15 protein-coding genes are annotated in these 25,669 nt (G+C 40.2%); 4 read left to right on the top strand and 11 right to left on the bottom strand.

Annotated features, from left to right (window positions below):
- The first annotated feature begins 48 nt into the window (after nucleotides 1-48).
- Nucleotides 49-2,445, top strand: coding sequence for an ABC transporter permease (locus BMY50_RS15825; protein ID WP_093326364.1), 2,397 nt, complete (start codon nucleotides 49-51; stop codon nucleotides 2,443-2,445).
- 89 nt (nucleotides 2,446-2,534) lie between these two features.
- Here BMY50_RS15825 and BMY50_RS15820 read toward each other — a convergent pair whose 3' ends face one another.
- The 5 genes from BMY50_RS15820 to BMY50_RS15800 all read right to left on the bottom strand — a co-directional run bounded on the left by BMY50_RS15820 (nucleotide 2,535) and on the right by BMY50_RS15800 (nucleotide 11,430).
- Nucleotides 2,535-4,028, bottom strand: a complete 1,494-nt coding sequence (locus BMY50_RS15820; RefSeq protein ID WP_238383789.1) for a pectate lyase family protein — start codon at nucleotides 4,026-4,028, stop codon at nucleotides 2,535-2,537.
- Nucleotides 4,029-4,052: 24 nt separating this feature from the next.
- Nucleotides 4,053-5,267 (bottom strand): Gfo/Idh/MocA family protein, encoded by a 1,215-nt coding sequence (locus BMY50_RS15815; RefSeq protein WP_202907859.1) that lies wholly within the window; start codon nucleotides 5,265-5,267, stop codon nucleotides 4,053-4,055.
- Between the two features lie 19 nt (nucleotides 5,268-5,286).
- A complete protein-coding gene (locus BMY50_RS15810; protein ID WP_238383788.1) occupies nucleotides 5,287-6,057 on the bottom strand; it encodes a rhamnogalacturonan acetylesterase in 771 nt (256 codons plus the stop codon).
- 332 nt (nucleotides 6,058-6,389) lie between these two features.
- Complete coding sequence (locus tag BMY50_RS15805) at nucleotides 6,390-8,069, bottom strand: RagB/SusD family nutrient uptake outer membrane protein (protein WP_238383787.1); 1,680 nt, start codon at nucleotides 8,067-8,069, stop codon at nucleotides 6,390-6,392.
- A 94-nt stretch (nucleotides 8,070-8,163) separates the two neighbouring features.
- Nucleotides 8,164-11,430, bottom strand: a complete 3,267-nt coding sequence (locus tag BMY50_RS15800; RefSeq protein WP_093326363.1) for a SusC/RagA family TonB-linked outer membrane protein — start codon at nucleotides 11,428-11,430, stop codon at nucleotides 8,164-8,166.
- A gap of 460 nt (nucleotides 11,431-11,890) precedes the next feature.
- On the opposite strand from BMY50_RS15800, the gene BMY50_RS15795 reads away from it, so the two are divergent.
- Nucleotides 11,891-14,308, top strand: a complete 2,418-nt coding sequence (locus tag BMY50_RS15795) for an ABC transporter permease (RefSeq protein WP_093326362.1) — start codon at nucleotides 11,891-11,893, stop codon at nucleotides 14,306-14,308.
- Nucleotides 14,309-14,683: 375 nt separating this feature from the next.
- Here the strand turns inward: BMY50_RS15795 and BMY50_RS15790 are convergent, their stop codons facing one another.
- Both BMY50_RS15790 and BMY50_RS15785 read right to left on the bottom strand, forming a co-directional pair.
- Complete coding sequence (locus BMY50_RS15790) at nucleotides 14,684-15,730, bottom strand: acyltransferase family protein (RefSeq protein ID WP_093326361.1); 1,047 nt, start codon at nucleotides 15,728-15,730, stop codon at nucleotides 14,684-14,686.
- A 24-nt stretch (nucleotides 15,731-15,754) separates the two neighbouring features.
- Nucleotides 15,755-16,351, bottom strand: a complete 597-nt coding sequence (locus BMY50_RS15785; RefSeq protein ID WP_093326513.1) for an ankyrin repeat domain-containing protein — start codon at nucleotides 16,349-16,351, stop codon at nucleotides 15,755-15,757.
- Between the two features lie 296 nt (nucleotides 16,352-16,647).
- On the opposite strand from BMY50_RS15785, the gene BMY50_RS15780 reads away from it, so the two are divergent.
- A complete protein-coding gene (locus BMY50_RS15780; protein WP_093326360.1) occupies nucleotides 16,648-18,711 on the top strand; it encodes a helix-turn-helix domain-containing protein in 2,064 nt (687 codons plus the stop codon).
- A 48-nt stretch (nucleotides 18,712-18,759) separates the two neighbouring features.
- Here BMY50_RS15780 and BMY50_RS15775 read toward each other — a convergent pair whose 3' ends face one another.
- Genes BMY50_RS15775 through BMY50_RS15760 form a run of 4 tightly spaced genes read right to left on the bottom strand, consistent with a single transcriptional unit; the run spans nucleotide 18,760 to nucleotide 22,340 of the window.
- Entirely contained in the window at nucleotides 18,760-19,113 is a 354-nt protein-coding gene (locus BMY50_RS15775; protein WP_139202274.1) for a hypothetical protein, read from the bottom strand.
- Nucleotides 19,114-19,129: 16 nt separating this feature from the next.
- Nucleotides 19,130-19,897: a hypothetical protein gene (locus BMY50_RS15770; RefSeq protein WP_093326358.1), complete on the bottom strand. Its 768-nt coding sequence runs from the start codon at nucleotides 19,895-19,897 to the stop codon at nucleotides 19,130-19,132.
- On the bottom strand, nucleotides 19,894-20,604 hold the full coding sequence (locus BMY50_RS15765; RefSeq protein ID WP_093326357.1) for a hypothetical protein: 711 nt from the start codon (nucleotides 20,602-20,604) through the stop codon (nucleotides 19,894-19,896). The genes BMY50_RS15770 and BMY50_RS15765 overlap by 4 nt, the downstream gene beginning before the upstream one ends.
- On the bottom strand, nucleotides 20,601-22,340 hold the full coding sequence (locus BMY50_RS15760) for a HEPN domain-containing protein (RefSeq protein WP_093326356.1): 1,740 nt from the start codon (nucleotides 22,338-22,340) through the stop codon (nucleotides 20,601-20,603). The genes BMY50_RS15765 and BMY50_RS15760 overlap by 4 nt, the downstream gene beginning before the upstream one ends.
- Before the next feature lie 907 nt (nucleotides 22,341-23,247).
- Between BMY50_RS15760 and BMY50_RS15755 the strand changes: the two genes are divergently transcribed.
- Nucleotides 23,248-25,638: an ABC transporter permease gene (locus BMY50_RS15755; RefSeq protein WP_093326355.1), complete on the top strand. Its 2,391-nt coding sequence runs from the start codon at nucleotides 23,248-23,250 to the stop codon at nucleotides 25,636-25,638.
- The last annotated feature ends 31 nt before the right edge of the window (nucleotides 25,639-25,669 follow it).

Raw genomic sequence — 25,669 nt, 5'->3', positions numbered from 1 at the left:
TTCGTCATTCCTTAACTAAGAACTAACAACGGATAACGAACAACTATTATGTTAAAAAACTATTTCAAAATTGCTTGGAGAAACATTAAACGAAATAAATCGTTTACCATTATTAATGTGCTGGGCCTGTCCTTAGGGATAGGATGTGCAATGCTCATCTTTGCGCTGGCCTATTATCATCTTAGTTTTGATAACTTTCATCAACATAAGGGCCGTATTTACCGATTAGTAACAGAGTGGCAAGATGAGACAGTAGATCATTCTGCAGGGGTTCCGCCTCCCTTAGGCAAGGCTCTTCATGATGATTTCGATTTTGACGAATATACGGCGCGGTCAATTAGCTTTCGGGATGTTTTGGTAGCCCTTCCTCATACTATCGAAAAGAAAAAGTTTAATGAGGAAAACATTGTCGCTTATACAGAACGTGATTTTTTTAACATCTTCAACTACCCTTTACTCTTTGGAGACCGAAATCATTTACTTAAACAGCCCAACGAAGCTGTTATAACCGAGAATATTGCAAAAAAGTACTTCGGCAAGCCGAACCCACTAGGTGAAATTCTAAAAATTAATAACAGTACTGATTTTGTTATCACCGGCGTTCTGAAAGATTTCCCGGCTAATACAGGTCTCAGCCAAGAGATTTTTCTCTCCTATGCCAAACTAAAAGATAGGGACGCAATATTAGCTCGGGAAGATAGTTGGGGTGGCGTATATAGTGGTACACAATGTTACACACTACTGAAACCTGGAGTGACCGTAGCTACTGTAGAGAAGGCATTACGCGAAACTTCCAAAAAACATTATGAAGGTCGGGAGGCCGAAATATGGAATTTTAAGCTGCAAGCACTTGAAGATATTCATTTTAATCCTGTCTACAATGGAGAAGTAAACAAAAAATATATATGGGCATTACTGTTTATTGGGTTTCTTTTACTAGCTACCGCTTGTATAAACTTTACAAATTTAGCCACGGCACAAGCCATGAAGAGGGCAAAAGAAGTTGGGATAAGAAAAGTATTAGGTAGCAAAAAGAAGCAGTTATTTTGGCAGTTTATGGCCGAAACTACCGTTATTACACTATTTTCGGTTATAGCGGCTTATGGAATAGCTTATTCGGCACTTCCTCTTATGAATGCCCTGTTTAAATCAGAAGTTCAATTACAACTATTTACTTCTTGGCAAATGCCTTCCTTCTTACTGGGAGTTACTTTATTTGTTATAGTGCTCGCCGGTTCCTATCCAAGTCTAATATTGGCTGGATTTCAACCAATCATTGCTTTAAAAAGTAAAATAACACAAAAAGAGGTTGGCGGTTTTGGATTACGTCGGATATTAGTTATTGGACAATTCGCTATATCACAAATACTTATTATTGGCACACTCATTATTGCTAGTCAGATAAATTACATGCGGAATACTGATTTAGGCTTTAATAAAAGCGCCATAATTAATTTACCGATACCGGAAGCAGGCAATCTAGAAAAGAAAAACACATTAGCGCATCGTCTATCCACCATCAATGGTGTCGAAAAGGTCTCTTTGAACTTTCAACCGCCCGCCTCTCGGTCAAATAGGACGACGAATATACGATACGAGAATCGTGCAGAAAACGAACGTTGGGGCGTTAATTTGAAATTTGCCGACGATCAATACCTATCAACCTTTGACTTGAAGTTAGTGGCTGGTAGGAACATGCTCCCATCAGATACGGTCAATGAATTTCTGGTAAATGAAACCTTTATAAAGAAACTCAATTTACACTCCCCTGAAGAGGCTATCGGAAAAAACATATCGGTTAGTGGAATCACTTATAAGGGTACAATTGTGGGTATTGTAAAAGATTTTTACAATTACTCTTTTCATACCGAGAAAGATGCTATTTGTCTTGTTTCTAATTTAAATGATTATCTTAACTGTTCTGTTAGCATAAACGGACAGCATCTTCGCGCTACCCTTGCCTCTTTTGAAAAAATCTGGAATGAAACTTACCCCGACTATGTTTATTCCCACCAGTTTATGGACGATGCTATTGCACAGTTCTATGAAACGGATCATACCATGCTGAGATTAATCCAAGGCTTTGCGCTAGTAGCCATTTTGATTGGCTGTTTAGGCTTATACGGTTTGATCTCTTTCATGGCTCTTCACAAAACGAAGGAAATAGGTGTACGAAAAGTATTAGGGGCAACAGTACAGGATATTCTTTGGATTTTTGGGAAAGAATTCACCCGTTTACTGTTCATAGCATTTATCATAGCCGTTCCAGTTGCATGGTGGGGCATGGATAAATATTTGCAAGATTTCTCTTATCGAACCAATATAGGATTGAACATATTCATTGCGGCGATCGGCATCACTTTTCTAATCGCTATTGTGACAATCAGTTATCGGTCGATCAGAGCTGCTACTATAAACCCTGTTAAATCGTTGAGAAGTGAGTGAGTTTAGTTGTGAGTTGCCAGTTATGAGTTTTGAGTGCGACTAATCCGCGCAACTCAAAACTCGTAATTCATAAAATAAAAGCGATACTATTACAAACTATTCAAATACTTTTCGAGCATTGTGTATCCATCATCGGCCAACTGGTTTGCGTCAGTAGGATCATTTGGATCAAGTTGGTGATCGACTTCCCAAACGTCTGGTATACCATCCTCGTCCGAATCATCAGGTGGCGTAACACTTTGCAGCGTGGGCCACCCCCCCACATCTTGTTGACTATCAATAATACCCGATGGGTGCTGAATACCCGCCGTGTTTACCAAGGCATAAGTAGCTCCCTCGTATGTTGCTGTTTTATTTCTTACCTCCTGAATAATTCGCTTATCAACGGTGTCGCGCTTGGGCAGTATCGCCCCTGCGCTGTTTAATACCTCTTGATAGGCCTCTTCTGCTGTACCCGCAAGTATAGGTAAAGTTGGGAAGGGTGTGTTTTGTTTGGCGGCGGCAATAAGCGCTGCTGCTCCTGAATAACTGTCGCGTTGCACACCTTTCTCCCAATTGTCTGCAGTTACATCTGGAAATCCATCAACGAAATTCCCGTGGATAAAAAACCTTCCTCCCCATACCGTATCACCGGCAGAAAGACTATAACTAGTATATTGTAATATTCGGTTTCTTTTATTGCTTATACTACTTACGGTACTTCCTGGCGTAGCCGGGCCATATTTATAATAGTTGTTGACCATATTATAGTCGCCATTCTCACCCCCATAAGTAGAGTTTATATTCCCCCAATTATAGATTACGTTATTGCGGAAATCCACTAATTCCTCATCAGGACCGGTTGCTGCCAGTGTTCCCGCAAAACGCGGATTTCGGCTTGAATTATGGGAGAGCAGATTATGATGAAAGGAAGACCGATTCCCACCCCAAATTCCTCCATAGCCATGTGTTCCTTTTTCATGGGCAGATTTGTATAAGCTCTCACTCAGTATACACCATTGGAGCGAAAAATCTGTAATACCATAAAAAGAACCGATCTCATCTACCGACCAGCTCAAAGAACAATGATCAATGATAATATTTGCATAAGGGGTTCCTCCCGCTGTTGGGAGCGAAGTATAGAGTGCATCGGTTGTGATGCCATTAATATCGCCCAATCTAAACCGTAGATACCTGATGATAATATTATTTGCCCGTATAGCGGTTCCATACCCAGCAATACAGATCCCATCACCTGGCGCCGACTGCCCGGCAATGGTAATATTATTTTGCGTAATAAATAGGTTGCTCTGCAAAAAAATAGTCCCCGAAACTTTGAATAGAACCGTTCTATTGGGTTGGCTGACCGCATCTCTTAAGCTTCCAGGCCCGGAATTGTTCAAGTTCGTAACGTAATACACAGTTCCACCTCGTCCACCTGTAGCAGATTTTCCGTAACCATCGGCTCCCGGAAATGCCACAAGTGTACTATTGGTTTGTTTTTTTTCAGCACTTGCCATCTGCTTTGACTGCAGATCAATTGTTGCCTTGCTACAAGAAATGAGTGCTACAAGACCAATGAACATCCATTTAATTCTTTTCATAATAGTGATTATTTAGGGTATATATCATGGCGTATATTCAGGTTTCCAGTGTTGAACAGTCTCCGTTTCGGCGGCTAAATTGCCCATGTGTATGGCAATCGTACTATCATATGCCGTATGTACATTAGATAAGGGCTTGTCATTTGTCACAATGCAATGAATAAAGTGTTGTAAGGAAAGGACGGTAGGATCAGGTAACTGCTCATTCTTTTCCTTAAAAATCAACTCCTCCGCTTCCCCTTGTGTTCTCGCCAAGAGCGTGGCACCGGTAACACCATCAACCGTACCCTGTTGGTTCTTTGTCGACTCCGCATAGATAAATGCGGTATCCCGTTGAATCTCTAAGGTTGCCCGATCACCTAAAATCCGTATATTATAGCCGTTATAAGCATTTGATAGCACAGAGGTTACGCTCGACTGTATGCCTTCGGGGTATTCATAAACCGTTCGTATATGATCATAAGTCTCCCGACCATCCTTCCAATAATTGATCCCTCCAAAACCAACGACCTTTATAGGTTTTTTGTCCAGCAGATAATGCACCGCATCAATCTGATGTGCACATAGCTCCGATAGCGGCCCGCCACAATAGGCGCGATACATACGCCAGTTGATTAACTGTTCATTTTTCGGATCATCTACCGGAAAGCGCCAATTGGAGTTGCGATTATACTGACATTCAACATGTGTAATTTTCCCTAACCAATTTTGACTGATCACTTCCTTCACTTTATGATAAAGTGCGAAATAGCGGTATTGAAACCCTACTTGAAATATCTTTGGAGATGCTTCCACTACCTTCCTTAAATCGATCGCTTGTGGAATATCGTATGCCAACGCTTTTTCAAGGTAGACGTGCTTTCCAGCTTGGATGGCATCCTTTGCCATGGGATAATGTAAAAAGAGCGGCGTGGCGATGACGACAGCATCAATGTTCTTGTTCGCCAACAGTTTTTGATAATCCGTATAAGTCGATACCTTATCCCCTATCATTGTACGGGCCCTTTCAAGATGAGGCGGATAAACATCACATAATGCGGTAATCTTTACCCCTTTGATCTCCGTCAATAATTTGGCTAAACCCGTGCCACGCGACCCCGTTCCAATAACACCTATTTGTAGATGATCGTTTAATATTCCACTCGAAAATACAGGTAGTTTATCTAAGGCCAGCGACGAGAACATCAGTCCACTGCGCGTTAAAAACTCTTTTCTTGAATAATGATGAGACTCCTTCATAACGTATCTTAGGTTAATGTCATTTAATGTATGCACGAAGCGGTAAATTGGTTTCTTTCAATGTAGCGACGGCAAGTTCAGCAACACGCTTTGCTCCTGATTCCGATAGATGCGTATCGTCCTTTTTCCCAGTGGGTAAAGACGCAAATTTTCCTGGCGGAATATGTAAAAATAAATCCTTGGACTGCTCAGGCCCCGTTTTTTCTAAAAAAGCGGTTACCAGCGTATGTAAATCGACAAGCGGCGTATGTGTTGATTTAGCCACTTCCGCTACAACCGTTAAATAAGCGCCATGGGTATCCACGATATGTCCTTCTTGATCGAACTTCCGATGCGGTATGGATGTAAATAGAATGGGATAGGCATTTTTTGCCTGTACCTCTCGCACATATCGTTCTATATTTTGCTTAAATGTTGTGTGTGGATCTGTATGCCTAGCCGTATCTAGTTTGGCATCATTATGGCCAAACTGAATAAAGACGTAATCACCGGCTTTCACCTGTTGTATAACCTTCGACCACCAGCCCTCATCACGGAAGCTTTTTGAGCTGCGCCCGCTCATAGCCTCATTATGTATATGTACCTGTTTTGTAAACAAGGGAGGAGCAAGCTGCATCCAGCCACGAATGGGATATCCCTTACCGAATTTATTAAGATAACTTGCCGTATAATCGGCCATGGTGGAATCACCAATGGAATAAATCTGTATCTCTTCTGGTTGCTTAAAGCTAAACAGGCATATAAGACCCAGTATGAGCCCCAGCTTGTTCATATGATGGTAACTTTTCATCTGTAAATAATTTTTAATGAGTATCGGATATTATACTCAAACCTCTTTTTTATTTAATTTTGTATTACTTTTTTCCGCAAAAAGAATTCCTTTGAAAGCTAACACTTATTCATAAACTCTGGCTTAACCTGCGAAGCAAGCTTCATTGCCTATTAAAAACAGACACGACAATGAAAAATCTTCTGACAACGTTTCTACCATTACTTAGATAGTGCTACCAGAATATTTTGAGGCCAATTTCAAGCGAACGATCATTTTTTCCTTCGACCCTTTACATCATTTGCCACTGCTTCTTTAGGTAATTTATCCGATCGCCATATTCTTTTCATCTATTAATAACCATAATCCTGTGTTAGGTTTGGGTTGGCATCTATGGCGGTCTGTGGAATGGGGAATAGCTCGCTATGATTAGCCCTAAAAAGCTGCGCCACATTTGTAATCCAAACATCTGTCAAGGCCGCCATCCAATTTACCCTCACAAAACCTTCGGGGCCAGCTGTAGGACTCGTTTCATAAAATGAATTCCCCCATACCACTTGCTGTTCAGCAGGTTTATAATACATATACTGTGGCAGTTGATCATAAGGGGCTACCTTATTTTTCATTTTAGTAAGTATATCCCGAACCTCTTGTATCTTCTGATCGATTAAATTCCAGCGAATAAGGTCGTATTTTCGAATACCTTCTCCTCCAAATTCCAGGTAACGTTCCTGTACTAAGGTCTTAAAAAAGCCCTCTTTTTCGTTTGGAATATTCCCAGCTGAAGTTTCATTTCCGTCATAAGCACGCGTTCTGACTTCCTGTAACGCCGTCATTGCCTCGCTTGTGGGCCCATCATGCAGCTCATTTTCAGCCTCGGCAAACATTAATAAAACATCTGAAAATCGAATTAAGGGCCAATTTAGACCCGTTGCCTGAATAGCGGAGGAAAGGCGCGGATTGATCCAATCCGAACGGAATTTCCCGCTGGTCATATTCAGCAAGGGCTGCACCTTTTTACTATAATCCGGATCATTATAATAAGGGGCACAGGTAACATCCCGTCGGGTATCCAACGAATCAAAAGCATAAAAATAAGCGGGAATAATTCTAATCTGACCATTACCTAATAACGATGTATTCCCTGGAACATAAAATCTCGGACCATCATAATAGCCTAAATTACTATCTGTTTCGCGACCCATTGCTACTTCAAATAAGACTTCGCCATGCGGATCAAGGGCATAAGCATCAATCCCTTCTTTAAATACCGCCTGAAAGCTCGGATTAAGAGTATGTTGATCCCGATGTTGCATCAGTTCATAACATTCATCCCTTGCAATCTGATAAAAGGAAAGGTAGTCACCTGCTCGTTCCATCCGATTACTCCTTCGAAGAGAAAAACCAGCACGATATAAAGCCAACCTTGCCCGTAAAGCTTTTGCCGCTCCTTTGGTAATACGCTCGTCGTTGCTGGCTTCGGTACGCCAGGGTAGTAGTTCTTGTGCAGTTTTCAGGTCTGCAATCAAACGGTTATAGATCGTATCACGATCGACTTTCGGTAAGGTAAGCTCAACTTGATCAGCCGCTGGTTCGAAAGGTGCTGGAATATCGCCCCAATTGCGAACAAGCTCAAAATAAAATTGTGCCCTCAACGTAAGCACTTCTCCGTACAACCTTTTTAATTCCAGCTGCTCTGATGCCGTTCCATTGCTGTATAGATTCATTTCAGGAATATTTTTAATACAAATATTGGCCCGTTCAACACCTGCATATAATTGTTCAAAAGGACCAGCAAGCTGTGCATTGGAGGCTTGTAAATTATAGCGGGATAAATCTCGGGAACTGTTGTCTGGAGCAGCGCCGTTCAAAACACCGACCATTTCATCACTGTCATAAGGATACATCAGGCTCAACCGACTTCCGTAGGCTTGTAGCCCGGACAAACGGTCATACACACCCAAAACGGCACTTCTCACATTGGGCACGTTACTAAATACGTAATTTTCACTGAATGCGGATGGCGGTTCCATATCCAAATACTTTTTGCATGAAAACAGCGATATGGAAAGTACAAAAACAAGGGACATTCCCTTTAAATGAATCTTGGATAGCATGATCATGATGTTAAAGCGTAAGATTAAGACCGATAATAAATGTTTTGCTTCTTGGGTAGGCTGAATAATCAACCCCTGGTGTTGTAGGCACCGCTCGCCGGGTGTTCACCTCAGGATCATAGCCTGAATAATTGGTAAACACAGCCAAATTATTCACCGTGCCGTATATTCTTAATTTTTTTAGCCTGATTTTATGAAGCATCGCGCTGGGGAAACTATAGCCAAAAGTGACATTGTTAATCCTTAAAAAAGACCCATCTTCCATTGCCCAGGACGTGGGATACCAAGCACCTACACCGCTGATGGGCATCCAGATGGAGGCATTTTGATTCAACGCGGCTAAGGCATCGGGCGCTATTCCTTTTACCACCTGACTCCCTCCCTCAGTCACTACCTGCTGTACGACCTGACCATTACCGTCGATCGTCTTCCAACGATCGTTCATAATTGCTAGGGAGTTTGAATTGCTGCTATAGCCATTGGTAAACTCTATCTTGTTGGCATTGTAAATTTTGTTTCCATACACGAAATTCAAGAAAATACTCATATCAAAATTCTTATAGGTGAATTGCTGATACAGGCCACCCGCAAACTTTGGTGTCGCATCACCGATGATAGTCTTATCATTTTCATCAATGCGATTATTGCCATCCAGGTCTTTCAATTTCATCCATCCCGGCTGGGCGGTACCAATGGCATTGGAAACATCCACCACCCCTTCTTTTAGTGTATAAATAGACGTCTCCGGATCATAATTAAAATCGTTCACCGAATAGAAGCCATCCGACACAAAGCCATACATGGTACCTACAGACTGACCAACTTGCACCACATAATCTGCGGGTTGACCAGAAATACCGAAGCCGGAATATTCATAATAATAGGACTGGCTATTGGATAATTTGTCGATTCGATTACGGTTAAAGGATAAATTGAATGCTGTATTCCAAGTAAAGTTCTTATTGCTAATAGCCGTGGCATTGAGTTGAAATTCAATCCCTTTATTAGATGTATTGCCGATATTCTGTAACTGTGTTTTATACCCTGAGGTGGTCGGTATCGGCACATTTAACAATAAATCGTTCACTTTATTGTGATAGGCATCAACGGTAAGTTGAATACGGGAATTGAATAGCGCAAGGTCCAATCCGATATTTTTGGATACGGTGGTTTCCCAGATCAAGTCGCGATTTGCCAAGTCATTAACGGCCAGCCCCGGCAAAATCTGTTCGTTTAAGGCATATTTAGAACCGATACCGAAGATATTCAAAAACAAATAGTCGTCTATCCGATCATTTCCCGCCGAGCCATAGCTAGCTCTTAGTTTCATATCTGATATGGCCGACACATCTTTCAGGAATGGTTCCGCTGAGAGTCGCCATGCGATAGAACCGGAGGGAAAGAATCCCCAACGCTTATCAGAAGCAAACCTAGAAGAGGCATCAGCACGTATACTAAAGGATGCCAAGTATTTATCCGCGAAAGCGTAGTTTGTTCGATTGAAGAAAGAAACGGTACGCGTTTCCGAGTTATAGGTCTGCGGATAGGTGGGAATAACCGTACCGAGGCTTAATTGCGCCAGTGCTTTTTCGGCACCAATACCCTCTGGAAAATAGCGCAACTGATTTTCGGTTCTTTTGGAAGAAATGGTATAGAATTCATTTCCCACAATTGCATCAATGTGATGCTGTTCGCGCTGTATCTTGAAGGTTAACACATTACTATTGTTAAAACTATTGCGTTCTGTGCCCAAGAGCGATACCATGGGTAAACGTGCCCCTAAGGTTCTGGCTTTGGAAGTGATGCCATCATCAAAACTATTAATGTCGTCATTTTGATAGTTAAAGCCTGCTGAAGAACGAAATGAAAGCCAGTTGTTGAACACATAATTGGCATACCCGTTCAGGTTGGTTACGCGTGTATGCCTATTTCTGTATTGTGCATCACTTAATTGCACTGGATTAATAATACCAAGAGCATTTCCCGTATTGGTCTCTTCATAATAGGCTTCATCCAACTCTTCTTCAGATAAACCACCGATATTAAGCGGTCTATATTTTATGGTATGGCGGAGCATATTATAAGTCGATCCAGCTTCATCCGACGACCCCGCTCCATTTATTGTTTGATTGTTATAACGCACGTTAAACCCAACTTTCAATTTACTACTTATCTTATTATCGAATCGGAAATTGAGCATTTTCCGATTAAAGTCAGAATTGAGCATAATACCCTCATCATCATTGCTGGTTAAGCTTAAATTGTACTGAACGGCTTCTGTACCGCCTGTAATGCTCAAATTATGCGTCTGCATAAATGCGTCATTGCCAAATGTTTTCTTTTGCCAATCCACAAAGGGCTCATTTTTATATTTTTCCAGTTCATCCCATTGGCCATACATCGCCGCAAAGCCCTCTTCCATGCTGGTATTCCCCCTCGTGCGTTCATACTGCCTGACCACGAAATCATAAGGATGCATAAGCTCCAATTTATTTGCGAGTTGTTTTAGGCCGAAAATATTGCTATACCCGATTTCCGGTTTCATTTCCTTCCCTCCTTTCGTGGTGATGATGACCACACCATTCGCGCCACGTGCACCATAGATTGCCGTGGAAGAGGCGTCTTTCAATACATCAATCGACGCTATATCTTGGGGGGATAAGCTATTGAGTCCATCTTCTACCTGTATACCATCAATAATATACAAGGGAGAGTTATCTTGGGTAATAGAACCTCCTCCCCGAATTTTCAATTGAACATTAGCCCCTGGGGAACCTTCTGATGTAGTTACTTGGACACCCGCCAATCTACCTGTAAGTGCCTCCGCCGCTGAATTAATGGGGATATCCTTTAATTGTTTATCATTTAAGGAAGAAACCGACCCCGTTAAGTCTTTCCTGCTCACGGTAGCATATCCTATGGCTACCACCTCGTCCAGCATTACTTGATCTTTTTTGAGCGCTATCTGAAGTGTTTGCTGATTGGTAATATGCACCTCCTTTTGCAAATATCCCATCGATCGGGCAACCAATACAACATTATTCCCTTCCGGAGGCGATAGCTGAAAACGTCCATTTTCATCCGTTTGTGTGACCACGGACGATCGGAGAAATAGTACGGTAGCCCCCTTAAGCGGCTCCTTTGAATCCGCATCCATCACGACTCCATGGATAGGTTCATCTCGCTTGTTTTGTACCTGTGAGTACCCCTTACCGTGCAAAAGGAGCACCACGAGTAGCCATAATAAAGCTGTTGAATAGGTCTTTTTTCTTTTCATAATTCGTAACAGTTGGTGCCTCTGCTGCTAATAGGCAGCGGATAACACGCCCCTGAGTTTATATTGGTTAAATTGGTTGTCTTACAGGAATACCAAACAGTTTATATTCCTCGTATTCCAAAAATATCAGTTAACTCCATTGCTTTCATGAAAATGATCAACCTATTAACGAGAACGTTACCGAAAATTAGCAGACTTTGCTAAACTGTCCGAATACGAACACACATTGTCCGTATTCGGACAACAACTGGAATCACAATAGGCTGGATGACGGAAAAAAGGCGCTTTTGATTGTGGCAATAAAGTTGGACAAAGATATAAGACACAAGTATCAAGGCACAAAACTGCCGATTAGAAGCACTTAGAAGGCAAAGCTTTTTGAAATATCTTAATACTTGATACTATAATGATAAAACCATCCGCAGGGCGGATAGCTTAAACACCATTGAAAACTAACACCATGTTTAAAAATTACATAAAAATCGCCTGGCGAAATCTGATGAAGAATAAAGTGTATTCATTCATTAATATATCTGGTCTTACCATTGGACTAACCTGCTGCTTTATTATTTGTGTTTATTTAGTTAACGAGTTAAGTTATGATAAGTATAATAAACAGGCAGAACATGTTTACAGGGTAGAACGCACGTTTCTAAATCAGGAGGATAAGAGCGTTTCCTTAGACCTTGGAGCAGTGGCTCCTCCGTTTGCTCCTTTATTGAAGAACGATTTTAAGGAAATTAAAACCATTACCACCATATTACCTATTGGTGATGGAACCATTCAATACAACGATAAAATCTTTAAAGAAAACGAGCTTTATTTTGCAGATGAACATTTATTTGATGTATTCGACGTTAACTTGAAAGAGGGTAACATTAAAAATGCATTGACGGAACCTTACTCCATTTTATTGACTGAAGAAGTTGCTAAAAGATATTTTGGAAATGAAAATCCGATCAATAAAATGATCAAGATCAACCAACAGTTATTATTTAAAGTAACAGGCATTTATGAATCTTTACCAGCAAATTCACATTGGCATCCTGATGTTTTACTGTCTTTTTCTTCATTGAAAGACACGGCTATTTATGGCGAAGAACAGCTACGGACAAATTGGGGCAACAATATGTTTTATTTATATCTTTTGCTTCCTAAGGGTTTTGATGCTAAGCAACTCGAAGCACAATTTCCGGCATTTCTTAATAGGCATGTTCCAGATGGCAGCAATAAAGCTTCAAACTGGACTTCCTTATCGCTGCGAAAGTTAAGTGATATACATTTGTATTCGCACAAAGATTCAGAGCTAGAGGAAAATGGCGATATTAAAAGGGTCTATATTTTTTCAATCATAGGAATTTTTATTCTACTGATTGCCTGCATAAATTATATGAACTTATCAACGGCACGCTCTGCATTGCGCGCAAGGGAAATTGGTGTTCGAAAAGTAGTAGGGGCAAACAAGTCAGAACTTATTGCTCAATTCTTGAGTGAAAGTATTTTGATTTGCTGGGTAGCCGCTTTCATTTCGTTTTTGCTGACATGGTTGTTGCTCCCACTGTTAAATAACCTATCCGGTCAGACACTCTCCATGTCTCTTTTATTAAAAGCGCAAATATTAATTCCATTACTACTACTACCTTTTTTTATTGGCATTGTTTCGGGCATCTACCCTGCGATTTTTCTCTCTTCATTTCGTCCGGTAAAAGTACTTAAAGGCCTATTTAAGAATAGTGAAAAAGCCTTCTCCTTAAGAAAGATTTTGGTAGTTATTCAATTCTCCATATCCATTATTTTAATTGTAAGTACAGCCATCGTATTCCAGCAGCTCAGTTTTATTCAGAATAAGTCTCTAGGTTTTAATAAAGAACAGGTTATCATTTTAAATAACAATGACGGTTTGGATCAGTCTTTTCAATCGTTTAGAAATTCTTTAACAACAAATACCGCAATTCAAGATGTCGCGCGATCGAGCCGTATCCCTTCAGGTCGGCTATTGGATGCACAAGGAGCGCAGATTAATTTGGGTAACTCCCTCGCCCCGTCTAAAGCTGATATTAAATATCTACGCGTGGATGAAGGCTTTATTCCTACTTATGGTATTTCAATGCTTTCGGGAAGAAACTTCAAAGGTCAAGATGGATCCGATACAAGCTCTTTTGTACTTAACCAAGCGGCTGTTAGGGCACTCGGTATTCAGTCTAACGAGGAGGCCTTGGGTAAACAATTTAAATATGGTGATCAAATGGGTCAGATTGCCGGTGTTATGAATGATTTTAATTTCGAATCCTTACACCAACGCATCTTACCCTTGGTTTTATCAGTCTCCACCGGAGAGAATGACTATAATCGGATTTCTATTCGGGTTTCAGGCGACGTGCAGCGGGCCGTGCAGCACATAGAAGCAACTTGGAAAAAATATCTACCCGAAGTACCTTTTGATTATACTTTTCTAGATAGCCGCTTTGCTGATCTTTACAAAGCAGAACATCAACAACAAGTTATTTTTAGCGTCTTTGCAGGTGTCGCTATTTTTATAGCCTGTTTAGGCTTATTTGGCTTATCTGCTTTTACCATTACCCAGCGTGTAAAAGAGATTGGCATCCGTAAAGTTTTAGGCGCGAGCATTGGAAGTATTGTTCGTTTATTGTCGAAGGATTTTTTGCTTTTAGTTGCACTAGCAGCCTTAGTTGCCTTTCCTATTGCTTGGTTTGCGATGAGCAGTTGGTTGAGTGATTTTGCCTATCGAATTGACATTTCTTGGGAGGTATTTGTAGTTGCCACCTGCGTCGCGCTACTGATCGCATTCATTACTATTAGTGTGCAAACCGTAAAGGCAGCATTAGCGAATCCGGTGAAGTCTTTGCGAAGCGAGTGAGTTGGTTATTAGTGACTTGTTATTGGTTATTAGTTGACCGTTATTAGGTTTTGGGCAGAATAAAGAAGACATAAGACAATCGTTGTAAAATACGCTCTTAAGAATTACTTGATACTTCATATTATAAAAATCGTTTAAAGGAATATAATCATGAACAGGCTGGTAAATTTGGTGAATGAATAGCGGGAAGTTCATAGCCTGCTTCGTAGTGACTTCAGACAATCTTCGTCCGGTTACCAGATATTGACCAGATCTGACCAGGTTTTTACCAGATATATCTGATGGAAACCTGGATCAGATCTGGTAAAAACCTGATGGATTAGCGAATTTGATACGGTATTAGTGCGAACAGAATGCATCTATTTTCCTTTAGTATTACTTTAATCCGAAGAGTGGCCTGATAAAGCTTATTCTTCTGATAAGGAATTCATAAGTAATGAAACAACCTGTTATTGTAAAAAGCAAAACTAACAAAAATTGAATACGTACCTCTATATCCAATGGAAAGATAAGATAAGATCCAAGGTAAAGAAAGATCATATGAAGTATATAAAATGGATACGCTGCACTGCTTAAATAGCGAAGTAAGTTGTCCGGATGATTGCCATATTTATAGGCAAATGCAAAAAAAGAAATGATCCAACAATTAGACTCAACAGAAAGCATGTACGTTGGCGTAGAAGTCTGCAAATAAATCAACCTTATCACAAAAAAAGAAATTGCAAACACTAGAAATAGCCATCGCCACTTTAGAATCATATCCCAAAAGGTTGCACCACATAACACAAAACAAAAGCCGAATAAAAAGGCTAGTAACCCTAAAACAAACCCATGCCAGGTCATGGCATACATCTCAAAGGGTACCGGGTCAAGTACTAAAACCTCTGCAATAAATATACCCATCATGAACAATATACCTAGCGGAGTGCTGTATAGCCTTTTTATCCATGTCAGAAGCTCCCCCTTTTCATTCTTCTTTAAATAGAAGAAGATAGGCGCTAACAATACTACATAAACAAAAAGGTTCCCCAGAAACCATAAATGACCCGGACCAGGTAGATAATCTATATCAAACTTATAATACCTTTGCCATATATAAATGTGGAGCGGAACGATCAGCAGCATTCCAAAGAAGAACGGAAGTAGTATTCTTCTGGCTCTTTCTTGTAACAGCTGCTTCCAGCTTCTATTTCTGATGGCGAAATAAACGCCCATTCCTGACACATAAAATAAAAGTGGTATCCGCCATACGTTTAGCATGCTCATGGGAACCCATAATGCCTCCCATGACTTTTCATTTGTAATAAACCCAATCATCATTCCCCACGGCTGAAAGCCAATGGCTACATGATATATTAGGAGCAGGGCAATGGCAATGACCCGCATCCAATCAATATCATACCTCCTATCTAATGCTGGCATATTTTTTCAATTTTGCTTTGTTTACTATTTCAATTGAGCAGCTATCTCTGGCCGAATTTTTTCAAGATATGCGTAATCCAACTTTAGTCCCAATGGCTCAAGCATTTTGCCCATCATATCATAAGTGCTCTTCACCTTGCTAAAGGGGGTTATAACGGATTCATATGCCGTAGCTCCATATTTGTTCTTTATTGTTTTATCGGCACCACTATCCAATAACATCTTAACAATTTCCGGTCGGCCAAAGAACGCGGCAGTAATGAGTGCGGTAGACCCTTCTTTATTCTGAAAATCCAGATCTGCTCCTGCATCGATTAATAGCTTAACCATTTCCGGCTTATTAAATAATGCTGCGGATATTAAAGGACTCGATCCTCCATAAGGGTCTTTCTTATTTAGATCGGTTCCCGCGTCAATATGCTGCTGAACGGCTTCCAGATTTCCCGTTACAACTGCGGTGTGGATGTCAATTTTTGGAGCGGCTACCTTGTCCTTAACATCAGCAGACTTTTCCGTTTGGTTAGAAACGCTTTGTCCGGCACATCCGGCTATAATAAATGAGGCCATTAAAAAAAATAATGTGAAGGCTACTTTTGATAGATTTCTTTCTTTTGTTTTCATGATAATGAGCATTAGCTGTTTTAGATTTTTCCTGTTGTAAAGATCGTTCTCGTTTACACGGTGCTCCAAATAGCCATGCGGATAAAATCATCAAGTTTAGCGATGACAATATAAATTATGATGAATCGATATAAATTATGATGCATAACCATTCAAATAGGTACATTTCCTCTATAACAATAAGCTCCAAATGGCAGAGGAGAGACCGATAAACTGCTTTTATATGCCACGCGATTATATTGCATATAAAAAGCAATTTATCTAAGTTTGATATAGAAAAGATAAGATGTAAACCAATGCCTGATTATCAGCCCTTTGCTAATGATTTTATCCGTCAAATTGCTACGATCGTGGAGAAAAATCTCTCGAATGAGCAGTTTGGCGTTTCCGAACTCGCCAATGAGCTGAATATGAGTCGCTCAAATCTACTCCGTAAAGTGAGAAAGCTCAGCAATTTGTCAGTAAGTCAACTAATACGGCAGGTGCGCTTAGAACAGGGGATGAATCTGCTTCGAGACTCTTCTTTAAACGTTTCTGAAGTAGCAGACCGTGTGGGATTTAGCAGTACCTCCTACTTTATCAAGTGCTTTCGCGAATATTATGGCTTCCCTCCCGGAGCAGCTAATAACCAAAAAGAAGCAACAGAAAATATTCCTCCTCCTGCAGTCTCCAAAAGCCATAAGCGACGCTTTGTTTTTATCTTACTATCTGCCGGGTTAATCGTTGTATTAGCCATTGCTTTACTCAGGTATGGTATGGACGCTTCATCTACTAAGAGCTCGCTTGAAAAATCGATTGCCGTACTACCCTTCAAAAATGACAGTAATGATTCGACCAATGTCTACTTAATCAATGGCTTGATGGAATCTACCCTCAATAATCTTCAAAAAATAAAAGATCTGAAAGTAACAAGTAGGACTTCATCCGAAAAGTACAGGAATCTATTCAAATCCATCCCCGAGATGGCCAAAGAGCTCAATGTAAATTATTTCGTGGAGGGGAGCGGTCAAAAGATCGGTAACCGGATTTTATTAAATGTGCAGTTAATCGAAGCTCCAAAAGACCGGCACTTATGGTCGCGACAATATCGCAGAGAGGTTAAAGATATTTTTCAATTGCAGCAGGAGATTGCAAAAGACATTGCTAAAGAAGTTCAAGCGACCATTACTCGTGAAGAACGATCGAGGATTGAAAAAAATCCGACCGAGAATTTGGTGGCATATGACCTTTTTTTTAAAGGCAGCGATTTATTACGTAGAGGTGGTCATGCCAACTTAGAACAGGGCATCAGCTATTTTAAGAAGGCTATTAAAGAAGATCCTCAATTTGCCCTTGCTTATGCCGTTTCTGCCATCGCCTACTACTACCTGGATCTTTTTCAAGAAAGAAAAATTTATACCGCTGAAATGGGTTTTTACGCAGATAAAGCGCTTTTATGCGACCCTCTTTTACCCGAAAGCCTGATCGCTAAAGCTTTATTTTATGCACATAAAAAAGACTATGGGGCTGCCGTTCCCTATCTTGAAAAAGCCTTGGAATACAATCCTAATTCCATTTTGGCTATCCACTTTTTATCAGATTTTTATAATTATTCTATTCCCAATACTGCCAAGTACCTTGAGTATGCTCTTCTAGGGGTTAAGTTGAATGCCGGATTACAAGATTCCGCAAGCACGAGCCTCAACTATTTACACCTCAGCAATGCGCTCATACAAACAGGATTTGTAGAAGAATCGCTTCATTTCATTGATAAGTCAATAGCTTACAATCTCGAAAATTCCTATGCCATCTGGGTGAAGGCTGCTATCCTTTTTGCTAAAGACGGTACCATCGACCAAACAAAGCAGTTGTTATTAAAAGAATTGGAGAGAGATAGCACGCAGCTCCATATTTTGCAGGAAATGGGGAACGTATACTGTTACGCGGGCGATTATCAAGCCGCTTATCGATACTATAAACAATTTATCAAACTTCGTGAAGCTCAACAATTGGACATTTTTAAAAACGTGGACCTCACCATGGGAATCGTTCTATCCAAATTGGGTTTTAAAGAGGAATCGAATAAATTCATAACCAGTTTTAAAAAATTTGCAGACAATGACCAATCTATTTATAAACATGTACACCTAGCGATGTACTATGCTTACCTAAAAGATAGAAAGAAAACCCTAGATCACTTGAAGTTATTTACCAAGGAAGATAATTACCAATATTGGATACTTTTACTTGAAAGAGATCCTTTAGTTAAACCTCTTAGAAACCTACCTGAATTCAAGATGGTAATGCACACCATTAAAACTAAATTTTGGGATAAGCATAAAGAGCTAAAGGCATCATTGGAAGAAAAAGGGTTGTTATAGCACAACGCGTGTTGATATTCTAAAAAAATTGATAATTAATTCAGTAGCCTATAGTTCATTGTCTTCTTCCGCATCTTGGTCATCCATCATGTCTTTAATACGATCTTCCAAAACAGCTTTGTGCCATTCGTCCACCATCTTTCGACTTATTGTCTTTGCTTCCTTAGGGTTAGACAAGACAGATGATATTAGTTTTTCAACAAACTCACCATATTTCGTCATAATCTCTTCCGACTCAACTTGCGCAATCACAAATTCAAGTACGAACGTATTTGCCCAACGATTTGGTGCAAATGGATCACATAGATATTCCGCTATGGATACATTGTTTATGAAATCCTGAATTATTTCTTCGGGAGTTAAATTGAATATATCACACACTTGTCTGAATTCATGCGCCATATTTATTTTTTGTAAGTTAATCATAGTCAAAAAAAGGTTTATCAATTCGTTGAAAGTTTTCTTCTAACCGCTCGCGGTACACTTCAATACGATCTTCCAAATTCCGATAAAAGAAATATCGTGGCCTAAATTCCTGTACGTCCCACAAAAATTCTTTAAACGCTCGTGAATTCAAATATTTTGTATCTTGTAAGTTGCCGTAGCCATCCATTACGCGTACAAAAAAAGATCCGGCAGGATTGAAAATTTCTTCTTTCAGATGTTGACGTGCAGCTAATGTAGCGTAGGAAATATTCTTCATCATCGCATTCAACAGCTCAGTTGGCGACCGTTGGTTGATTAAAGTCATCAGCAGAAAATCCTTGTTCAACTGGATTTTTATATCTTCGCTGTAGTATACAATATCCTTCACAACTAGGCCTGTTGAGAGAAGAGAAAACATTTTGTTTACGAGTATTTTTCCTTTATTCCTTCTCGCGGAAATACTGTAATTTCGGTTTGTAGTCATTTTCAGCAACTGCTTTAGTATTCGCAGGAAATTATCACGTTGGGTTGCTGACAAATGCGTTATTGGGACAATTTCCTTTTCTTCTAATTGTTTCTCTGCCCCCAGAAATGCCTTTGTAGCCATATCATATTCGGAACGGTCATGTAGTTGTATATGTGTGTAGCAAAAATGTTGGATAATACACTGTAAAAAATCAGGTACCGTAATTCCGAAAAGTTTGCAGGAAACCAGACAATCTCTAGGAACATCCAAATATTCCGTTTCAATTTTAGTCATAGTTTATCAAATTTTTGGTTAACAAAATCCATTGCATAGGTCATATCCGTACCGGGATGGAGCACGTAACGATATCCATAACTTCGCCGTTTTGTCCGTTTCAGGGGTGCTTTTCCTTTACGCCCTATCAGTTTTTCGAGTTCGGTTTTAAAATGGATTGGGTAGACTTGACTTTCCAACGTATTCTCGAGAAGTCGATGGAGTTCAAGGCCACTAATTGGATTCTTAAAAAGATTGTTTTCAAGCATGATTTTCAAAATTTCTTGTGATTGGCATTGGTCAAGTTCAACCGAATTTTTATAGCGATACGCAGCTGTATTTGGATCCTCCTCAGTCAACTGAAATAGGACAATGCTTTCATACACGCTTTTGTAGCATTCCATCCGATAAAATATTGTTCCTCCGGCTTCCCACACATGCATTTCATGTTTAATATCTTTCTCTCCGTGGTATTGATGATGGGCAAAGGAAGTATGTCGAAACACCTTACATAATTGCCCATATAGATCAATGCTGAAGTCAATTACCTTGAACCGTTCGATGTTATCAATAAAATCGTCTTCTTGGCCAAGTAAAAAAGACAGCTCCATTGAAGAGTAGCGACGAACAATCCGATTGAGCATAAGGCAATAGATAAAACTAGAATACATCAGCGAACATTCCACCGTGAATTTCTCCACGGCTACATCTTCAAATAATTCTTTCATATCACTGTTGCGTCTATTTGCTCCTTTTCAGCCTTATTTTTCAATTCTTTCAATGTATCATGACAAAGATCATTGAACAACGTGAAATATTCCCGCACTTTGTCAAGAAAATACCAACTAATCATGTCCTCGTTCATAAGCTGGTCCTGCCACCAAATCTGCTTTGGATGAAGAGAAAGATGAAGCAAATGCATGTTCTCCTCAACATCAGTAGTGAGGCGATCAAATATTTGCCTACCCGTAACTCCTGTCCACCCAAACACCTCCAATAGCGATAATTTTGATGGTATGAATCCTACCCTACATTTTAAATAGGTATATACACCAATTTGTAATAAATCACTTAGCAACAATAAGCCTATATCACACGCGATCTTCCCGCCTTTCTCAATTAGGTCACGCAGATTTTCCATGGTAATTATTGCATTCCCTAAAATGCTTTTTACACTTTCATATTCGGCCTTCCAATCTACGTCGGCGACTGTAAATGAGGGTGAAAATGTCGATTTTTTACGAAGTAAACAGCCTTTTGTCCAAAGCGTATGCACAAAGCGGTCCCCCTCACCGAGCTTCTGTCTTACGTAATCCACGTTCAGGTAAATAATCGTGGCGCTAGCTACACCCTGTTGTTTGGCTTTAAAACGATATGGTCCTATATTTTTCATTAGTAGAACTAGGTAGAGCTCCACTTTGTTGCCTTGCTTTTTTTCTTCCTCCTCCTCCTGAAACAGATTACTACCGGAGAATCCTTCTGTATGGTAGTTCAGCATGATGATCTGCTCCGGCCTGTGCTGTTGATACAGGCCATCTAGCAAGATGTTTACATCCTGCTTGTATCGCTCCGGCCAAGGGAAGCTAGAAAAATCCTCGCATGCTTCCTGCAGGGATGCTGTATTTGCTGTCGTTTTAGCGGCCTGTACGTCTTTCCGATCCTCGGCAACCGAATCTGGCAGTTGTTCCCGATAGTTTGTGATCAGCTGGACCATCATTGCCACCATGCCATCCATTGCCGCGCATGCAAGTTCACATTTTTCCAAGAGCACATTGAATTCCTCTTCTGTAATTTCCACGGTCTCTACCTTCTTACCCTTGACGTAGCTTTGGTCTAACAAACGAAGCAGCTCGACGGATGGACTATCATAAGGGAAGATAGACAACAATTGGGGAGCCATTCCTTTTACCGATTTCATAAGGTGTTCTATGTTGTGTGATTTTCCCCCATTTATACCTACAGTAGCCTGGAAACCTTTGAGCCGTAGCTCCAAAAACTGATGCAACATAAAGGTTGCCTGTCCATAGTCGCCTTTGGCAATAAAATTATTTACCGCCTCCCTGAATTCGTCAGAACCCTTCTTGCATTTCTCGTAGTTTAACTGGGCAAGCTCTAGTAAACCTGTTATGGTTTTGTGTGATAACAACGGACTTTTTTTCTTTGATGCATTGAATAGCTCATGTTGAGGCAAGGAAGCATAGGTGTAGTATAGGCTCCCCTGCTTCAATTGATTTTGCCACTCTCCTGCAAGAATCATATCAAAAGGGATCTCAGTGGTATCCGACATGCACAGCGAGACGATGGGCGCCATCGTTTTAGGCGATAAGCCCTTGACCGGGTTGACGACTAACAAGAGATGGAGCTGCTCTTCTCCTAAAAAGGGGTAGGAAAAAAGAAAAATCCGGTGTAAGTCCATCCGCTTGGTCAATCGTTCGACAAGCAATTGTGTATTTAATGTTTTCATATAAATAAAGTTTATAAATATTTAGATTTTCTATACAAACGTATAGATAAAATTTAAATTAAGCAAATATATTTATAGATTTTCTATACAGAAAACAAGTTAAACTATACAAATGATTGCTCCCTTGCTACCACTAGATGAAGTTTTGGAACGGCGAAATACCTATTCTTGGCACTAAGGACGAATACATAACTTGTAAGACGATGTCAAAGGAACCTTTTCTTTAATCAATTTTTCAAGAAATTTCGTGTCACTTTTTCCTTCAAAAACTCATCGCGTGGAACTTTGCTTCATCAGTAGTGCCTCAACCTGCGTACAGCAAATTTTCTAGGCGATATTTAAGTGAAACGGAGGGTTTCTGAGGGCAGTCGTAAGAGGCCTAAACGTAGCGGAAACGGCCTGTAGGATACGCAAAGTAAGTGTATATTATAAATTTATGCGCATATTTGTATTAAATCAAGAATGGCTCATGAAAGCGAAACTAAATTTAACTATTGATGAACAGCTATTGGCGCAGGTAAAAGCATAGTAGTGTTTCCGAACTCGTAGAAAACTATTTTAAACCTTTTGTAAACAAACCGTCCGGAAAAGGAACCGTTCAGCTTATTGAGAGTTTATCTAAACCAAAAATATCACAGAGATACTTCGAAGATAACGCGGATAAATATGGCTTTTAATATCTTCCTGTAACATCACGCCCAGTCCGAGAAGGTATTAATGAAAATATAAGGGATATAAAGCTGTCCACTTCTGAACATCAACTGTTCGATATCGAACACATGGAAAACAACATTAACTACAACAAACTATATATCAGCAATTTAATATTTTGGCGTAAGATATGAAGCTACTTGGATCTTGATACTTGATAGTAAAAAACATATCTAAATACATTGTATTACATATTATGCTGAAAAACTACATCAAAATTGCTTGGCGTAACGTATTCAAGAACAAGAAATCTTCCTTTATTAACATTGCCGGATTGGCGATGGGGATGGCGGTATTTGTCCTGATTGCACTCTGGATATGGGACGAACTTTCGTACGACAAGTACCATAAAAACTATGACCGTATTGGACAGATCTTCCAAGCCAATCAATGGAATGGTGAAACGACCTCTCAGGAAGCCATTGCTGTTCCTTTGGGCGTTGAATTACGAACCAATTACAAAGATAATTTTGATTATGTTGTTCTTTCCTCCTGGCTGGAAAACCACGTGCTTTCAGACGACAAGCAAATCATCAAACAAGGAGGTATGTTTATGGACGTGGATGCACCCAAACTTTTTTCGTTAAACATTTTGAAGGGAAGCATTAATGGCTTAAATAACCCAAACAGTATCATGTTGTCTGCTTCTACAGCGAAAGCCCTTTTCGGAAATAACAACCCTATCAATGAGTTAGTGAAGATCGATCAAACACTTCCTGTGAAGGTTACAGCGGTCTATGAGGACCTTCCTTATAACACAAAGCTTAGAGGCACAAACTTTATTGCGCCCTGGCAATTATTTACAACCTCGCAGGAATGGGTAAAAAATGCGACTTCCCGCTGGGACAACAATTCTTTTCAGCTATTTGTCCAAATCAAAAAGGGACTATCGTTTGCGGAAGTGAGTAAACATATTGTACATGCTAAATCTAATCGTGTGTCGGATGAAGATAAACGCAAATTTCAACCGCAGATTATCTTACACCCAATGAAGGATTGGCATCTACTCAACGATTGGAAAGACGGCAAAGTCGTGGGTGGACTAATTGAATATGTCCGGCTATTTGCGATCATTGGCGTATTTGTGCTGTTATTGGCATGTATTAATTTCATGAATCTTAGTACTGCGCGTTCGGAAAAACGGGCGAAGGAAGTGGGGGTACGAAAAACCGTCGGATCACCGAAAAAAGATCTTATCTTCCAGTTTTTGAGCGAATCGATGCTTATTGCCTGCTTCGCCTTTTTCTTCTCCATTATATTCGTCGTTTTAGCATTGCCCTGGTTTAATGAAGTTGCCGATAAACAGATGAGCATGCCGTGGAATAATGGTTGGTTCTGGCTGGGGGGATTTCTGTTCACGTTATTAACCGGGCTTATTGCGGGCAGCTATCCAGCCTTTTACCTGTCATCCTTCAAACCCTTAATTGTTTTAAAAGGAACCTTCAAAGTGGGTAAATCGGCCACCCTTCCCCGTAAGGTACTCGTGGTTACTCAATTCACTATTTCCATTGCTTTAATTGTTGGCACCTTGATCGTGTTTCAACAAATTCAATATACCCAAAATCGCCCAGTAGGCTATAATCGGGACCGTCTTATGACGATGGAAATGTCGACTCCGGATTTTAATGAAAAGTTTGATGTATTACGCAGCGCCTTAAAAGAACAAGGAGCTATTGAAGAACTTTCCGAGTCTTCCAGTCCGCTTACTCAAGTAAATTCCCGTAACAGTGGTTATGATTGGGAAGGAAGGGATCCAGATCTTACGCCCGACTTTGCGGTGATCCGCGTGACGCATGAATTTGGGAAGATGGTCGACTGGAAGCTTAAAAACGGTCGGGATTTTTCGCGCGATTTTGCTACCGATTCAAATGCCATTATTATCAATGAAGCGGCAGTCAAATTCATGGGAATTCAAAATCCTATCGGAAAAAGCATTAAATCAGGGGCTGAGAAAACCTATCAGATTATTGGTGTGGTGAAAGACTTAGTGACAGAGTCGCCTTTTAGTCCTGTAATGCAAACCTTCTATTTTCTGGATTATAAAAACGTATACTATATTAATTTAAAATTAAATTCTCAAAAAAGCACATCGGAATGCCTAGCGACCATCGAAAAAGTTTTTAAGCAGGTGCTTCCGAATGAGGCCTTTGCCTATACATTTGTCGACAGCGACTATGCCAACAAATTTGCTCAAGAAGAACGGGTTGGAAAGCTTGCAAGTGTATTCGCTTCTCTTGCAGTTATCATCAGTGCGCTTGGTATATTCGGATTAGCCTCGTTCGTGGCCGAGCAACGAACGAAGGAAATCGGTATACGCAAAATCATCGGCGCCAGTTTTTTTCAGCTATGGCAATTATTATCCAAAGAGTTTATTTTACTAGTAGGTTTATCCTGTCTCATTGCCATACCAATTGCCTACTATTACCTGCACGAATGGTTACAAAAATACAACTATCACACCTCGATCTCTTGGTGGATATTTGCCATAACAATTGTCGGATCTTTACTATTGACCATTATAATCGTTAGTTTACAAACGATAAAAACAGTGCGGGCAAATCCTGTAAAGTCTTTGCGAAGCGAATGATCTGGGTTATTAGTTGCTCGTTATTGGTTAG

Source organism: Olivibacter domesticus (assembly GCF_900109575.1).
GTDB lineage: Bacteria > Bacteroidota > Bacteroidia > Sphingobacteriales > Sphingobacteriaceae > Olivibacter > Olivibacter domesticus.
The sequence above is the reverse complement of the archived record's forward strand: the minus strand, read 5'-3'. Positions and strand labels throughout refer to the sequence as shown.

Coding starts and splice junctions, on each gene's coding strand:
- BMY50_RS15825 (WP_093326364.1), top strand. CDS start 49: ATGTTAAAAAACTATTTCAAAATTGCTTGGAGAAACATTAAACGAAAT.
- BMY50_RS15820 (WP_238383789.1), bottom strand. CDS start 4,028: ATGAAAAGAATTAAATGGATGTTCATTGGTCTTGTAGCACTCATTTCT.
- BMY50_RS15815 (WP_202907859.1), bottom strand. CDS start 5,267: ATGAAGGAGTCTCATCATTATTCAAGAAAAGAGTTTTTAACGCGCAGT.
- BMY50_RS15810 (WP_238383788.1), bottom strand. CDS start 6,057: ATGAAAAGTTACCATCATATGAACAAGCTGGGGCTCATACTGGGTCTT.
- BMY50_RS15805 (WP_238383787.1), bottom strand. CDS start 8,069: ATGGAACCGCCATCCGCATTCAGTGAAAATTACGTATTTAGTAACGTG.
- BMY50_RS15800 (WP_093326363.1), bottom strand. CDS start 11,430: ATGAAAAGAAAAAAGACCTATTCAACAGCTTTATTATGGCTACTCGTG.
- BMY50_RS15795 (WP_093326362.1), top strand. CDS start 11,891: ATGTTTAAAAATTACATAAAAATCGCCTGGCGAAATCTGATGAAGAAT.
- BMY50_RS15790 (WP_093326361.1), bottom strand. CDS start 15,730: ATGCCAGCATTAGATAGGAGGTATGATATTGATTGGATGCGGGTCATT.
- BMY50_RS15785 (WP_093326513.1), bottom strand. CDS start 16,351: ATGAAAACAAAAGAAAGAAATCTATCAAAAGTAGCCTTCACATTATTT.
- BMY50_RS15780 (WP_093326360.1), top strand. CDS start 16,648: ATGCCTGATTATCAGCCCTTTGCTAATGATTTTATCCGTCAAATTGCT.
- BMY50_RS15775 (WP_139202274.1), bottom strand. CDS start 19,113: ATGGCGCATGAATTCAGACAAGTGTGTGATATATTCAATTTAACTCCC.
- BMY50_RS15770 (WP_093326358.1), bottom strand. CDS start 19,897: ATGACTAAAATTGAAACGGAATATTTGGATGTTCCTAGAGATTGTCTG.
- BMY50_RS15765 (WP_093326357.1), bottom strand. CDS start 20,604: ATGAAAGAATTATTTGAAGATGTAGCCGTGGAGAAATTCACGGTGGAA.
- BMY50_RS15760 (WP_093326356.1), bottom strand. CDS start 22,340: ATGAAAACATTAAATACACAATTGCTTGTCGAACGATTGACCAAGCGG.
- BMY50_RS15755 (WP_093326355.1), top strand. CDS start 23,248: ATGCTGAAAAACTACATCAAAATTGCTTGGCGTAACGTATTCAAGAAC.